Consider the following 13,217-nt stretch of genomic DNA (forward strand, 5'->3'; position numbering starts at 1 on the left):
CGGCGACGCGCGCCTGGGCGACACGGCGCTCGGCCTCGAGCAGGTCGGTGGCGACCGGAGCGGGGGTGCCGGTCTCGGCGGCCACCTCGGCCGCGAGGGCCTGAGCCCGCTCGCGCTCGCGCAGCTCGCGTCGGGAGAGCGGTGGGGTCGATTCGCCGAGGGTCGATGCGGACGCAGCGGGGGAGGGCGAATCGGGGCTCACGAAATCGGGATCTTCCGTCGGGGACAGGCGGACGAGGCGCTCTCCGTCAGGGGCCGGGCGGCGTCTCGGTGCTCGCGACCGCATCCTGTGCGAATGTCACGAATTCATAAAGGATACCCACGGACCGCAGAATCCGGCCAGAGCACCGGGTGCGCAGGCACGATCCGAGCGTCCGGACGCGCATCGAGCACTGATCCTGTGCGTACTCATTCGCACGCATGCACCGACTCCGCGCCGGGACCCCTCCCGGAGAGCGCTCACACCTCGTCGGCGCGCAACCGGCGCAGGAGCGGCTCGAGCTCGCCGAACAGCGGGTCCGGAGCCGCGATCAGCAGGTCGGAGCTCGCCGGACGGCCGTCGAAGCCCTCGACGCGCACGCCCGCCTCCTGGGCGATCAGCACGCCGGCGGCCTGGTCCCACGGGTTCAACCCGCGCTCGAAGTACGCGTTCAGCTGCCCCGACGCGACGGCGCACAGATCGAGTGCCGCCGAGCCGATGCGGCGGATGTCGCGCACGGAGCCCAGCAGCTCCTGGACGACCGCACCCTGGCGCATCCGGCGGGCGGAGTCGTAGCCGAAGCCCGTGCCGACCAGGGCCAGCGAGAGCGAGGCCGGTGCGACGGCCCGCAGCTCGGCACCGTCGCGCGCGGCGCCGCCGCCCTGCGAGGCCGTGTACACCTCGCCGGTCGACCCGTTCACCACGCGCCGGCGAGCGCCGTCCACGACCGCGGATCCGGCTCGCCCTCGACGACCGCGATGCTGACGGCGTAGGACGGGATGCCGTAGAGGTAGTTGACGGTGCCGTCGATCGGATCGACGACCCAGGTGAGTCCGCTCGTGCCGCCTCCGCCGCCCGACTCCTCCCCCAGGAAGCCGTCGTCGGGACGCGCCTCCTCGAGGCGGCGCCGGATCAGCTGCTCGACCTCGCGGTCGGCGGCCGTGACCACGTCCTCGGGCGACGACTTCGACGCCGCGATCTCGACGCCGTCCTCCCGCCGCTGTCGGGCGAGGTGCGCCGCCTCGACGGCGATCGAGCGGGCGATGGCGAGGAGGGAGGCGTGGGCGCTCATGCCCTCAGCCTAGGAGCCGGACAGCGGAACGCCCCGCGCACCTGAGGGTGCCGGGGCGTTCTGCGATGAGTGTGGCGAGTGAGGGATTCGAACCCCCGAAGGCTACGCCGTCTGATTTACAGTCAGATCCCTTTGGCCGCTAGGGTAACTCGCCGTGGCGCACCCGACCGGGAGGCAAGCTCTCGACCGAAGGCGCTGGTAAAGGATACCCGCGGGGCCGGAGGATCGGAAATCGGCGCCTCACTCCACGGCCGCGGCGTAGCGGGACGCGGCCTCGGCCACCTTGCCCGCGTAGCTCGTCGCCGGGTTGTACGCCGCGATCGCCGCGCGCCAGCCCGACTCCGTCGACAGGTCCCCGCCCGCCTCGCAGAGGTAGCGGGCCGCGGTCACCGCCTGCTGATCGACGTTCTGCGGATCCCAGCCGCTGGAGGCCCACCGCATCCACGTCGCCGGGATGATCTGGAGCGGGCCCATCGCGCGGTCGACCTCCGGGTCGCCGTCCAGCGCCCCTCCGTCGTTGTCCTCGACCCGGTCGAACTCGGTGCCGTCCAGGCGCGGGCCGTAGATCGGCTCGGCCGCGCGCCCGTCCTCGCCGAGCGCACTGCCGAAGATGGTGCCGTGCCGGCTCTCGACGTAGCCGATGCCGGCGAGCGTCGCCCAGTCGAGCCGGCAGTCCGGATCGACGGAGGACGTGAGGAGCGCGGCTCCCGCGTAGGCGGTCAGCGCGCGCTCCGGGATCCCGCTGCCCTCGGCGGTGCCGGACACCCACTCCGGGCTGGTCAGGAAGCGCACCGGAGTCGCGGCCGTCGCGTCCGAGTCCTCGAGCAGGGCTGGATCGACCGCCGCGGGCGCCGGCGCCGTGGGCGGGACCGTCACCACTCCCCCCTCGTACTCGATCGTCGAGGTGGTGGCGGCGCTGCAGCCCGCGAGCAGCCCGCCGACGAGCGGCAGCAGGAGCAGGGCGGGAGGACGGCGCATCCTCCAGTGGTACCAGGGCAGCCTCCGCGGACGCCCGGCACCGCCCGGGAGTCCGCGACGCCCGGAAGCTAAACTCGGAGCCATGGCAGATTCAACGTTCGACGTCGTCAGCAAGGTCGACAAGATGGAGGCGGACAACGCCCTGAACCAGGCCCACAAGGAGGTCGAGCAGCGCTACGACTTCAAGAACGTCGGCGCCTCGATCGCCTGGAGCGGCGAGAAGATCCTGATCAAGGCCAACACGGAGGAGCGCGCGAACGCGATCCTCGACGTCTTCCAGTCGAAGCTGATCAAGCGCGGCATCAGTCTGAAGAGCCTCGACTCCGGCGAGCCCTTCCCCTCGGGCAAGGAGTACCGGATCGAGTCGACGCTCAAGGACGGCATCGACCAGGAGCACGCGAAGAAGATCAACAAGCTGATCCGCGACGAGGCCCCCAAGTCGGTCAAGTCGCAGATCCAGGGCGACGAGCTGCGCGTCTCGTCCAAGAGCCGTGACGACCTGCAGGCGACGATGTCGCTGCTCCGGGGCGCCGACCTCGATCTCGACCTCCAGTTCGTCAACTTCCGCTGAGGCGTGCTGAGCACAGGAGCACGCGCATGAGCGTCGGCATCGACGAGCCCGACCGCCGGGGCCGCACCGGCCTCGATCAGGAGGGCTACGACCTCACCGGGAACCCGGACGTGACCGTCAGACGGGTCACCCTCCTCTCGAGCCACTGGTACGTGCTGCGCACGACCGAGTTCGAGTACCGCCACCGCGACGGCCGGGTGACCACCGAGCACCGCGAGACCTACGACCGCGGCAACGGGGCGGCTGTGCTGCTCTACGACCTCGAGGCGCGGACGGTCGTGCTCGTGCGGCAGTTCCGCTACCCGACCTACGTCAACGGCAACCTCGACGGCATGCTCCTCGAGGTGCCCGCCGGCCTGCTCGACGAGGACGGGCCGGAGGAGGGCGCGCGCCGCGAGGCGTCGGAGGAGACCGGACTGGAGGTCGGCCGCCTCGAGCACGTCTTCGACTCCTACATGAGCCCCGGCTCGATCACCGAGATGCTGCACCTCTACGCGGGCCGCTACCGCGCCGGCTCCCGCGAGGGCGCCTTCGCGGGCCTCGCCGACGAGGGCGAGGACACCGAGGTCGTCGAGCTGTCGTTCGACGAGGCGCTGGCGCAGATCGGCGTGCAGATCGTCGACGCGAAGACGATCATGCTGCTCCAGTGGGCGGCGCTGCGCGGCCCGTTCGCCCGCTGATCGGGCGGTCGGCCGGGAGGTAGCCCCGCGCCCACCGCTCGATCTCGGCGTAGGCCCGCGCTCGGATGCGCGGGGCCGACAGCACCACGTCGTGCACGGCCCCGTCGATCCGGGCGATCGCCACCGTGGTACCGAGGGTCGCGGCCCGCTCGCCGATCGATCGGACGTCGAGCGCCACGTCGGCCGAGCGCATCTCGTCGCTCCACCACGGCAGCAGCACGCTGCGGGAGGAGAGCAGGGTGAGCACCGGCATCCGCAGGTTCAGACCCCGCTCGACGCGGCGGTGCCCCGCGAGCACGGCCGTCAGCCAGGCCGGGCTGACGGGGAAGCCGCGCTCCGGACGCCAGGCCGGGTCGTACTCCCACTCGCCCTCGAGCGTCGCCGACACGGTCCGCGAGTAGAAGCCCTGGTCGATCGCCGGCAGCGTGCCGTGCGGAGCGACGCGCGCGCGCAGCATCATCCAGGGCGCGAGCATCTGCCGGCCGACCGCCCGCGCCTGGAACTCGAGCCAGGGGCTGTTGAGGACGAGCGCGGCGAGCTCCTCGGGGTGCCGTGCGGCCCAGAGGCTGAGGGTCAGCCCTCCCGTGGAGTGCCCCATCAGCACGAGCCTCCGGCCGCCGTGCCCGTGCTCGGCCATCACCGACCGCGCTGCCGCGATGTCCTCGTCGTAGACGGCGAGATCGTCGGCGAACCCGGGGGTCTGATGCGGGCGCAGGCTGCGGCCGTACTTGCGCAGATCGAGTGCGAAGAAGCGGGCCCCGAGCCCGTGCCAGAACTCGGCCAGCCCCGTCTGGAAGAAGTAGTCGCTCCAGCCGTGGACGTAGAGCACGTCGACGCCGGAGGCCGGCCCCGCCAGCGCGGCGCGGCCGGACGATGGCGCACGAGCGTCGCGACGACCTCGCCCTCGTCGTCCTCCCCCAGCGGGAGCGTCCGCTGCTCGAAGCCGGCACCGAGGACGTCCGGCCGCCACTCGCCGCTCAGGACGCGTACGCCTTCAGAGCGCGGGCGGTCAGGGTGGAGCCGTCGGCGACGAGAGCGCTCGGCGGGCCCTCGAAGACGATCGAGCCGCCCTCGTGCCCGGCTCCCGGGCCGACGTCGATGATCCAGTCGGCGTGGGCCATCACCGCCTGGTGGTGCTCGATCACGATCACGGAGCTCCCGGAGTCGACCAGCCGGTCGAGCAGCCCCAGCAGGTTGTCCACGTCGGCGAGGTGGAGCCCGGTGGTCGGCTCGTCGAGGAGGTAGACCGCGCCCTTCGACGCCATGTTGATGGCGAGCTTCAGCCGCTGACGCTCGCCGCCCGACAGGGTGTTGAGGGGCTGGCCGAGGGTGAGGTAGCCCAGGCCCACGTCGACGAGACGAGCGAGGATCGTGTGCGCCGGACCGGAGCCGAAGAACTCGGCCGCCTCGACGATCGGCAGCGACAGCACCTCGTGGATGTTCAGGCCCCGCAGCCGGTACTCGAGCACCTCGGCGGTGAACCGCCTGCCCTCGCACTCCTCGCAGACCGACGAGACCGTGGCGGCCGGGCCCAGCTCGGTGAAGATCAGTCCGGCTCCCTTGCAGACCGGGCAGGCTCCCGCCGAGTTGGCGCTGAACAGCGCGGGCTTCACGCCGTTCTCCTTCGCGAACGCGGTGCGGATGGCGTCGAGCACGCCCGTGTAGGTGGCGGGGTTGCTCCTGCGCGAGCCGCGGATCGGCGACTGGTCGGCGACCACCACTCCGGCGCGCTTCGCGAGGCTGCCGTGCAGGAGGGACGACTTGCCGGAGCCCGCGACTCCGGTCACGACGGTGAGCACCCCGAGCGGCACGTCGACGTCGACGCCGCGGAGGTTGTGGGTGGCGGCACCGCGGATCTCGGCGAACGCCGTCGGGCGGCGCACCGTGTCCTTGAGCGGGACGCGGTGGTCGAGGTGCTTCCCCGTGAGGGTGTCGGACGCGCGCAGCCCCTCGACGGAGCCCTCGAAGCGGATCTCGCCGCCGTGCGCACCGGCGCGCGGCCCGAGATCGACCACGTGATCGGCGATCAGGATGATCTCGGGCTTGTGCTCGACGACCAGCACGGTGTTGCCCTTGTCGCGCAGGCGCCGGAGCAGCTCGATCATGCGCGAGACGTCGTGCGGGTGCAGGCCCGCGGTCGGCTCGTCGAAGACGTAGGTGATGTCGGTGAGGCTGGAGCCCAGATGCCGGACCATCTTGACGCGCTGCGCCTCGCCGCCCGAGAGCGTGCCCGACTCGCGGTCGAGCGAGAGGTACCCGAGCCCCACCTGCACGAGCGAGTCGAGCGTGCCGAGCAGGGTCTCGACGATCGGGGCGACGGAGGGGTCGTCGACCCCGCGCAGCCACTCGGCCAGATCGGTCGCCTGCATCGACGAGCACTCGGCGATGTTCCGGCCGCCGATGCGGGAGGAGAGGGCGGCGCGGGTGAGCCGCGCTCCCCCGCACTCGGGGCAGGCGGCGAAGGTGGCCACCCGCTCGGCGAACGCGCGGATGTGCGCCTGCGGCGACTCCTTCGCGAGGTAGAGCCGGGTGACCTTCACGACCAGGCCCTCGTAGGTCATGTTCATGCCCGCGATCGCCATCTTGGTGGCGGGGCGGTAGAGGAACGCGTCGAGCTGCTCAGGCGTGAACTCGGCGATCGGGACGTCGGCCGGGTACAGGCCCGACTCGGCGAGCCCCTTCCAGTACCAGCCGCCGACGACGAAGTTCGGGATCGCGTCGAGCGCACCGTCCTCGAGCGACTTCGAGCGGTCGAAGAGCGCGTCCAGGTCGATGTCGGAGGCGCGGCCCGTGCCCTCGCAGCGCGGGCACATCCCCTCGGGCAGGTTGAACGAGAACGCGCCGCTGGTGCCGACGTGCGGGTCGCCGATCCGGCTGAAGAGGATGCGGAGCATCGTGTAGGCGTCGGTCGCGGTGCCGACCGTCGAGCGCCCGTTCGCCCCCATCCGCTCCTGGTCGACCACGATCGTGGCCGAGAGCCCGTCGAGCGATTCGACGTCGGGCCGGGCGGGCGAGCCCATGAACTGCTGCAGGAAGGCGGAGTACGTCTCGTTGATCAGCCGCTGCGACTCCGCGGCGATCGTCCCGAAGACGAGCGAGGACTTGCCCGAACCGGAGACGCCCGTGAAGACCGTGATGCGGCGCTTGGGGATGTCGACGTCGACGCCGCGCAGGTTGTTCTGCCGGGCGCCCCGCACCCGGATCACGTCGTGGGGCCCCGGCTGCGTCGTGCTCGTCATCGCGTCCCCGTCCGTCGCGCCCTCGTGGCTGCCCGCAGTGTACGGGAGCCCTCCGACATGCACGAAGACCCCCCGGCGTGCACCGAGGGGTCTTCGCAGCGGCGGGCGGAGCGGCCCGCGACGGGACTCAGTCCGAGACGAGCTCGGCCCGCGAGATCGCGATCATGTCCTCGCGGGGGACGACCTTGACGCGGGCGCGTCCCTCCGGAGCCCCGAGCGCCTGCTCGTGCTCGTCGAGACGGTGCCAGCCCTCGAGATCGGTGTACGCGATGCCGCGCTCGTCGAGCAGCCCGACGATCGCCGACTCCTCCGGGTGCGCGGGGGTCCACCACGACGCCTGATCGCGCAGCACGTGCGCCACGGTCTCCATCGCGTCGGACTTGGTGTGGCCGATCAGGCCGACCGGGCCGCGCTTGATCCAGCCGGTCGCGTACACGCCGTGGACCTGCTGGTCCTCGTCGTCCAGGACCTGGCCCTCGCGGTTCGGGATCACTCCGCGCATCTCGTCGAACGGCAGGCCGTCGAGCGGGGAGCCGAAGTAGCCGACCGCGCGGTACACGGCCTGCACCGCGACCTCGCGGATCTCGCCGGTGCCGCGCACGCCGCCCTCGCCGTCTGGCTCGGTGCGCTCGTAGCGGATCGCGGCGACGCGGCCCTGCCCGTCGTCGACGAACTCGAGCGGCTTCGCCCAGAAATGCAGGTGGAGGCGCCGCGAGGCGGTGCCGGTCTCGCGCGTGCGCCACTGGTTCAGCACTCGGTTGATGACCATGACCTGCTTGTTGGTCTCGATCGCGGCCTGCGAGGCGGGGTCGAGCACGAAGTCCTCGTCGTGGACGATCATGTCGACGTCGCGCAGCTCGCCCAGCTCGCGGAGCTCGAGCGGAGTGAACTTGACCTGCGCGGGTCCGCGGCGGCCGAAGACGTGCACGTCGGTGACGGGCGACGCCTTCAGGCCCTCGTAGACGTTCGGCGGCACCTCGGTGGGCAGCAGGTCGTCGGCGTGCTTGGCGAGCATCCGCGACACGTCGAGCGCGACGTTGCCGTTGCCGATGACCGCGACGGAGGAGGCCTCCAGCGGCCAGGTGCGCGGCACGTCGGGGTGGCCGTCGAACCAGCTGACGAAGTCGGCCGCTCCGTACGAGCCCTCGAGCTCGACGCCGGGGACGTCGAGCGGGGCGTCGCGGATCGCTCCCGTCGAGAAGATCACGGCGTGGTAGTGCCGCTTGAGGTCCTCGAGGGTGAGGTCGGTGCCGAAGTGCACGTTGCCGAAGATCCGGATGTCGCCGCGGTCGAGGACCTCGCGCAGGGCCGTGATGATGCCCTTGATGCGCGGGTGATCGGGCGCGACCCCGTAGCGGACGAGGCCGTAGGGAGCGGGCAGCTGCTCGAACAGGTCGATCGAGACGTCGTACTTCTTCTCGGCCTTGATCATGAGGTCGGCGGCGTAGATGCCCGCGGGCCCCGCGCCGACGATGGCCAGCCTGAGCTTGGTCATTGCGTTCCTCCTGCCGGGGCGCCGCGGCGCACGTCCGGTCTCATTTCCTGCGGCGCAGGGCGCGCCGCGACGATCGGGGTCAGCCGTTGCGGTCGACGACCGTGTCCGCGAAGCGCGTGAGCGCCTTGCGGACCGAGCCGTCGGGCAGCGGGGCGAGGGCGGCGACGGCCTCGTCGGCCCAGCGGTGGGCCTCGGCGAGGGTCTGCGCCGTCACGTCGTGGTCGCGCAGCTGCGCGATGGCGTCGGAGATGTCGGCGTGCTGCTCGTCGGTGTGCGCGATCTCGTCGTTCGAGCGGCTGACGTAGCTCTCGATCCGGGCGAGCAGCTCGGCGGCACCGCGGTCGGAGGCGGCGCGCTCGCGCAGGCGGAGGATCGGCAGGGTCGAGACGCCGGCGCGGATGTCGGTTCCCGGGTTCTTGCCGGTCTCCTCGGGCTGCGGGGACAGGTCGATCACGTCGTCGACGATCTGGAACGCGACGCCGATCTTCTCGCCGAAGACGCGCATGGCCTCTTCGTACTCGGCGGGTCCCTCGGCGAAGACGACTCCCGTGCGCCCGGCCGCGGCGATCAGCGAGCCGGTCTTGTCGGCGAGCACCGAGAGGTAGTGCTCGACCGGATCCTCGCCCTCGGTCGGCCCGACGGTCTCGTGCAGCTGGCCCAGGACGAGGCGCTCGAACGTGTCGGCCTGGAGGCGGATCGCGCGGTCGCCGAGCTCGATCATGAGCTGGTTGGCGCGGGCGAAGAGCAGATCGCCGGTGAGGATCGCGACGTTGTTGCCCCAGACGGTCTGAGCGGAGGGGACGCCCCGGCGCTTCTCCGCCTCGTCCATGACGTCGTCGTGGTACAGCGACGCGAGGTGCGTGATCTCGATGGCCTGCGCGCCGAGCAGCACGTGCGGGGTGTTGCCCCGGCCCAGCTGCGCGGCGAGGAGCGTCAGCATGGGGCGCACGCGCTTGCCCCCCGCCTCGAGGAGGTAGCGCGTCGAGACGTCGGCGACCTGGTCGGCGAAGGACAGCTGGTGGACCAGCCCCGTCTCGACCTGCTCGAGCCCCTCGTCGATCGCGCGCGCGAGCGAGCGGTCCGACGCGGTCGAGAAGATGCGCTCGGAGAGGCCGAGCTGCGCCGTCAGGGATGGGCTGCGGCGGGCGACGGGCGCAGTGGCGTTCACACTGAAACCCTAACGTCTCGGCCTTCGAGGCCCCCGGGTGTCATGAGGTGGCGACGATCGGCTTGATCCCGCGGTGCAGCGCGACGATGCCGAAGGTGAGGTCCTTGTACGCGACCCGCTCGAAGCCGGCGGCGCGGAGCCAGGACGCCACGACCTTCTGCTCGGGCCACGCGCGGATGGAGTCGCCGAGGTAGTCGTAGGCCGGGTCGTTCGAGGACGCGAGCCCCACGATGGCGGGCATGACCTTCGCGAGGTACAGGTCGTACGCCGCGGCGAGGAGCTTCTGCGGCGGAGTCGAGAACTCGCAGATCACGACGCGGCCGCCTGGCTTCACGACACGGAAGAACTCGGCGAGCGCCGTGCGCGGCTCGGCGACGTTCCGCAGGCCGAAGGAGACGGTGACGGCGTCGAACGACTCGTCCTCGAAGGGGAGGTCCATGGCGTCGGCCTGCACGAACTCGATGCGGTCGTTGCCGGCCTGGCGGGTGCGGCCGACGGCGATCATCCCCGGCGAGAAGTCGGCCGCGACGACGTGCGCGCCCGAGCGGGCGAGCGAGGCGGAGGAGGTGCCCGTGCCCGCGGCGACGTCGAGGATCCGCTCGCCCGGCGCGGGGTTCACGGCCCGGGTCGTGGCGATGCGCCAGAGGTGGTCGTTGCCCGCCGAGAGGACCGTGTTGGTCAGGTCGTAGGCGGGTGCCACCGTGTCGAACATGGCGGCGACCTCGTCGGGGCGCTTGGTGAGGTCTGCCTTAGTCACGATGATCGAGTCTAGAGCGGGCGGCGGGGCGGCGGCTGTGCATCCGCCCCCGGGAGACCCTTCCGGGAGGACGTGCGGGACACCGGAACCGCCCAGCTCCGCCTAGCGGGCGGCTCCGGCGCGGATCACAGTACCGGCGCCGATCCGGCGGGCGGGGGCGGGGCGTGGGACGTCCGCTCCTCTGGCGCTCCCCGCGCTGTCTGCACACCCTCCCGCTCCGAGCGGCCCCGTCCTGCCGCGGGCGTACCCTGGGGACGTGACGCTCATCGGCGCCGGGGCTCCCCCTCTCCACGTGGGGACGACCCCGCTGGACTCCCCCGCGGCGCTCCCCTCTCTCGCGGATCCGCGGCGTCCCCTCCTCTGGCAGCGCAACGGCTCCGGACTGGTGGGACTCGGCGAAGCGCTGCGTCTCGAGTTCTCCGGGCCGGACCGCCTCCGCGAGGCGGCCGACGCGTGGCGGGCGCTGTCCGCCTCCGCCGACGTCGACGACCCGATCGGACTGCCGGGGACGGGGCTCGTGGCCTTCGGGGCGTTCGCGTTCTCGGACCGGTCGTCGGCGACCAGCGTGCTGATCGTGCCGCGGACGGTCGTCGGATCGCGCGGGGGGCGCTCCTGGATCACCACGATCTCCTCGGACGGCGCTACCGGTTCGGAGCCGACTGCCGCGCGGCCGTTCGGGGACGAGTACCGCGTCTCGCTCGTGCCGGGCGCGATGACTCCCGACGGCTACCGCTCGGCGGTGGCCTCGGCGGTCGGCAGCATCCGCGCCGGGGCGCTCGAGAAGGTCGTGCTCGCGCGCGACCTTCTCGGGCGCCTGCCCGGCGGTGCCGACCTGCGGCGGATCCTGGTGGAGTTCGCGAGCACCTACCCCGACTGCTGGACCTTCGCCGTCGACGGGTTCGTCGGCGCGAGCCCGGAGACCCTCGTGGGGGTCGATCACGGCGCGATCACCGCGCGGGTCCTCGCCGGCACCAGTGAGCGCGGAACAGATGCGGAAGCCGACGCGGCGATCGCGCAGGCGCTCCTGGAGAGCACGAAGGACCGCTCCGAGCACGCCTTCGCGATCGCGAGCCTGCTCAGGGAGCTGCGCCCGCACACCTCGTCGCTCACCACGAGCGGTGAGCCGTTCACCCTGGAGCTGCCCAACCTCTGGCACCTCGCCACCGACGTCCGAGGAGTCCTCGCCGACGCCTCGACCGCACTCGACCTGGTCGACGCCCTGCACCCCACCGCGGCCGTCGCCGGCACCCCCACCGGCACCGCGCTCGACCTGATCGACGCACTCGAGCCGTTCGACCGCGGCCGCTACGCCGGCCCCGTCGGCTGGATCGACGGCCGCGGCGACGGAGAGTGGGCCGTCGGTCTCCGCAGCGCCCAGATCACTCCGGACGGCGATGTCACCGCGTGGGCGGGCGCCGGGATCGTCGCCGACAGCGACCCCGAGGCCGAGCTCGCGGAGACCCGCATCAAGTTCCGCCCGGTGCAGGACGCGCTGAGCTGAGCCCGGGCGGGCCCGAGGGCGGATCCGGCGGGCCGAAGACCAAGATCAGGTCGGCGGGCTCGGAGGACTCGTTCGCGACGCCGTGCCTGCTGCCGGCCGGCGCGTAGAGGGCGTCGCCCGACCGCAGCACCGTGCTCTCGCCGTCGACGGTCGCCACCACCTCGCCCGTCGCGACGACGTAGAGCTCGTCGGAGCTCTCGGGCGAGCAGCTCCCGGGGTCGTCGCCGAGGTGCAGGTGCTCGCCCTCGGAGGCGCCGGGCTCGAGGTGCAGGCGCATCACGGTGGTGGCCAGCGCGGTGGTCGCGCGGAAGTAGTACTCGAGGTCGAGGGTCCCCGATCCGCCGTAGAGGGTCCTCGTGCGTGCGTCGTCGCCGAGGCGCTGGACGAGCACGCTCAGCCCAGGACCGGCACGGCGACCGGGGGCCGCACGCCGAACGCCGCGACGTCCTCGGTGCTCGACCCGTCGAGGGCGAGCTCGGCGAGGACGCGGCCGATGGTGGGGGTGAACTTGAAGGCGTGTCCGGCGCCGAGGCCCACGATGATGTCCGGGTGCTCCTCGAGGGGGCTCAGGACGAACCGGCGGTCGGGGGTGAGCGCGTACTGGCAGGTCACCGTGCGCAGCACCTCGCCGCTCGCGGGGATCGTGCGGGCCATGAAGCCGGTGAGCTCCTCCAGCAGCTCGGGTGAGGGCACGAAGGTGCGCTCCTCCGGCGCCATGAGGTTGTCCGAGACGTCGCGGGCGCCTTGATCGTGGGCTCGCCGTAGCCGGGGAAGCCGTAGAAGCAGTGCTCGTCCTCCCAGATCCAGACGGGGAACACGTCGCGCTCGAAGGCGGCGGGATCGGCCGGCTTGAAGTAGCTCACCTGCTCCTGCATCGTCACGAGCGGGATCTCGGCGCCGAGCGGGGCGAGGAGCGCGTTCGTCCACGCGTCCGCCGCCACGACGACCTTGCCGGCGAGCACGTCGCCGGCGGCGGTGCGGACGATCACGCCGCCCTCGGTGGGGATCAGCGCGTCGACCGCGGTGCGGTCGCGGAGCACCGCGCCGTGCTGCCGGGCCTGCATCTGCAGCGCTGCGACCGAGCGTGAGGCGTGCACGATGCCGGAATCGGCGGTGTAGACGGCCGTGGCGCCGGCGGGCAGCGTGAACTGGGGCCAGCGCGCGGACACCTCCGCGGGCGCAGCAGCTCGAACGGGACCCCGCTCTCGGTGAGGCTCGAGCGGAAGGCCTCGGCCGAGTACGGGCTGCCCTCGGGGAAGAAGACGAGACCGCCGGTCACGGTCACGAGCCTCTCGCCCGACACCGCCTCGAAGTCGGCCCAGTCGCGGTAGGCGGCCTGCGCCAGCCGCACGTACTCGGGGCCCCGTAGGACGTCCGGATGATGCGCGAGGTGTCGTGCGAGGCTCCGCGCACGTGGCCGAGCTCGAACTGCTCGAACGCCACGGTGCGCGCTCCCCGGCGGGCCAGGTGGTAGGCGGCGGCGCTGCCGAGCGCGCCCAGTCCTACGACGGCGACGTCGAACTTCTCCATGGTGATGCTTCTCCCGGTGATGAAAGG

At 72.2% G+C, this 13,217-nt stretch carries 14 protein-coding genes, 1 tRNA gene and 1 pseudogene; 3 read left to right on the plus strand and 13 right to left on the minus strand.

Annotation, left to right across the window (positions count from 1 at the left end):
* The 4 genes and pseudogenes from B0T42_RS05105 to B0T42_RS05120 all read right to left on the minus strand — a co-directional run.
* The coding region (locus B0T42_RS05105) for a hypothetical protein (RefSeq protein ID WP_139344422.1) at window positions 1-202 on the minus strand (202 nt) is incomplete at its 3' end.
* Window positions 203-459: 257 nt separating this feature from the next.
* Window positions 460-1,271 (minus strand): annotated as a pseudogene (locus tag B0T42_RS22610) (inositol monophosphatase family protein).
* Window positions 1,272-1,343: 72 nt separating this feature from the next.
* Window positions 1,344-1,425, minus strand: a tRNA-Tyr gene (locus tag B0T42_RS05115).
* Between the two features lie 86 nt (window positions 1,426-1,511).
* Window positions 1,512-2,249, minus strand: coding sequence for a lysozyme family protein (locus B0T42_RS05120; RefSeq protein ID WP_077222205.1), 738 nt, complete (start codon window positions 2,247-2,249; stop codon window positions 1,512-1,514).
* 82 nt (window positions 2,250-2,331) lie between these two features.
* Here B0T42_RS05120 and B0T42_RS05125 point away from each other — a divergent pair, with 82 nt between their 5' ends.
* Complete coding sequence (locus tag B0T42_RS05125) at window positions 2,332-2,820, plus strand: YajQ family cyclic di-GMP-binding protein (protein WP_077222206.1); 489 nt, start codon at window positions 2,332-2,334, stop codon at window positions 2,818-2,820.
* A gap of 26 nt (window positions 2,821-2,846) precedes the next feature.
* Window positions 2,847-3,500 carry an NUDIX domain-containing protein gene (locus B0T42_RS05130; RefSeq protein ID WP_077222207.1) on the plus strand — a complete coding sequence of 218 codons (654 nt, stop codon included), beginning with the start codon at window positions 2,847-2,849 and terminating at the stop codon, window positions 3,498-3,500.
* Here B0T42_RS05130 and B0T42_RS05135 read toward each other — a convergent pair.
* From B0T42_RS05135 to ubiE, 5 genes are all read right to left on the minus strand, one after another.
* On the minus strand, window positions 3,454-4,329 hold the full coding sequence (locus B0T42_RS05135; RefSeq protein WP_236720131.1) for an alpha/beta hydrolase: 876 nt from the start codon (window positions 4,327-4,329) through the stop codon (window positions 3,454-3,456). The genes B0T42_RS05130 and B0T42_RS05135 overlap by 47 nt on opposite strands.
* Window positions 4,330-4,477: 148 nt before the next feature.
* Window positions 4,478-6,739 (minus strand): ATP-binding cassette domain-containing protein, encoded by a 2,262-nt coding sequence (locus B0T42_RS05140; protein ID WP_077222208.1) that lies wholly within the window; start codon window positions 6,737-6,739, stop codon window positions 4,478-4,480.
* 127 nt (window positions 6,740-6,866) lie between these two features.
* A complete protein-coding gene (locus B0T42_RS05145) occupies window positions 6,867-8,234 on the minus strand; it encodes an FAD-dependent oxidoreductase (RefSeq protein ID WP_077222209.1) in 1,368 nt (455 codons plus the stop codon).
* A gap of 79 nt (window positions 8,235-8,313) precedes the next feature.
* On the minus strand, window positions 8,314-9,402 hold the full coding sequence (locus B0T42_RS05150; RefSeq protein ID WP_077222210.1) for a polyprenyl synthetase family protein: 1,089 nt from the start codon (window positions 9,400-9,402) through the stop codon (window positions 8,314-8,316).
* A gap of 40 nt (window positions 9,403-9,442) precedes the next feature.
* The gene (gene ubiE, locus B0T42_RS05155; RefSeq protein WP_077222211.1) at window positions 9,443-10,159 is read right to left on the minus strand and encodes a bifunctional demethylmenaquinone methyltransferase/2-methoxy-6-polyprenyl-1,4-benzoquinol methylase UbiE; all 717 of its coding nucleotides are present in this window, start codon (window positions 10,157-10,159) and stop codon (window positions 9,443-9,445) included.
* A gap of 256 nt (window positions 10,160-10,415) precedes the next feature.
* Here ubiE and B0T42_RS05165 point away from each other — a divergent pair, with 256 nt between their 5' ends.
* Window positions 10,416-11,660 carry an isochorismate synthase gene (locus B0T42_RS05165; RefSeq protein WP_446737356.1) on the plus strand — a complete coding sequence of 415 codons (1,245 nt, stop codon included), beginning with the start codon at window positions 10,416-10,418 and terminating at the stop codon, window positions 11,658-11,660.
* On the opposite strand, the gene B0T42_RS05170 is transcribed toward B0T42_RS05165, so the two are convergent.
* Genes B0T42_RS05170 through B0T42_RS19425 form a run of 4 tightly spaced genes read right to left on the minus strand, consistent with a single transcriptional unit; the run spans window position 11,626 to window position 13,190 of the window.
* A complete protein-coding gene (locus tag B0T42_RS05170; protein ID WP_077222213.1) occupies window positions 11,626-12,051 on the minus strand; it encodes a cupin domain-containing protein in 426 nt (141 codons plus the stop codon). The genes B0T42_RS05165 and B0T42_RS05170 overlap by 35 nt on opposite strands.
* A gap of 2 nt (window positions 12,052-12,053) precedes the next feature.
* The gene (locus tag B0T42_RS05175; RefSeq protein WP_077222214.1) at window positions 12,054-12,314 is read right to left on the minus strand and encodes an N-methyl-L-tryptophan oxidase family protein; all 261 of its coding nucleotides are present in this window, start codon (window positions 12,312-12,314) and stop codon (window positions 12,054-12,056) included.
* Window positions 12,269-12,982, minus strand: a complete 714-nt coding sequence (locus B0T42_RS05180; protein WP_077222215.1) for an FAD-dependent oxidoreductase — start codon at window positions 12,980-12,982, stop codon at window positions 12,269-12,271. Before B0T42_RS05180 ends, B0T42_RS05175 begins: the two co-directional genes overlap by 46 nt.
* Window positions 12,942-13,190, minus strand: a complete 249-nt coding sequence (locus B0T42_RS19425; protein ID WP_077222216.1) for an FAD-dependent oxidoreductase — start codon at window positions 13,188-13,190, stop codon at window positions 12,942-12,944. The genes B0T42_RS05180 and B0T42_RS19425 overlap by 41 nt, the downstream gene beginning before the upstream one ends.
* Window positions 13,191-13,217: the final 27 nt, after the last annotated feature.

The sequence above is a fragment of the Rathayibacter rhapontici genome, assembly GCF_001995175.1.
Taxonomy (GTDB): domain Bacteria; phylum Actinomycetota; class Actinomycetes; order Actinomycetales; family Microbacteriaceae; genus Rathayibacter.

Excerpts from the sequence above, each read along its gene's own strand:
- B0T42_RS05130 (WP_077222207.1), top strand. The coding sequence starts at position 2,847 with ATGAGCGTCGGCATCGACGAGCCCGACCGCCGGGGCCGCACCGGCCTC.
- B0T42_RS05120 (WP_077222205.1), bottom strand. The coding sequence starts at position 2,249 with ATGCGCCGTCCTCCCGCCCTGCTCCTGCTGCCGCTCGTCGGCGGGCTG.
- B0T42_RS05125 (WP_077222206.1), top strand. The coding sequence starts at position 2,332 with ATGGCAGATTCAACGTTCGACGTCGTCAGCAAGGTCGACAAGATGGAG.
- B0T42_RS19425 (WP_077222216.1), bottom strand. The coding sequence starts at position 13,190 with ATGGAGAAGTTCGACGTCGCCGTCGTAGGACTGGGCGCGCTCGGCAGC.
- B0T42_RS05140 (WP_077222208.1), bottom strand. The coding sequence starts at position 6,739 with ATGACGAGCACGACGCAGCCGGGGCCCCACGACGTGATCCGGGTGCGG.
- B0T42_RS05145 (WP_077222209.1), bottom strand. The coding sequence starts at position 8,234 with ATGACCAAGCTCAGGCTGGCCATCGTCGGCGCGGGGCCCGCGGGCATC.
- B0T42_RS05175 (WP_077222214.1), bottom strand. The coding sequence starts at position 12,314 with ATGGCCCGCACGATCCCCGCGAGCGGCGAGGTGCTGCGCACGGTGACC.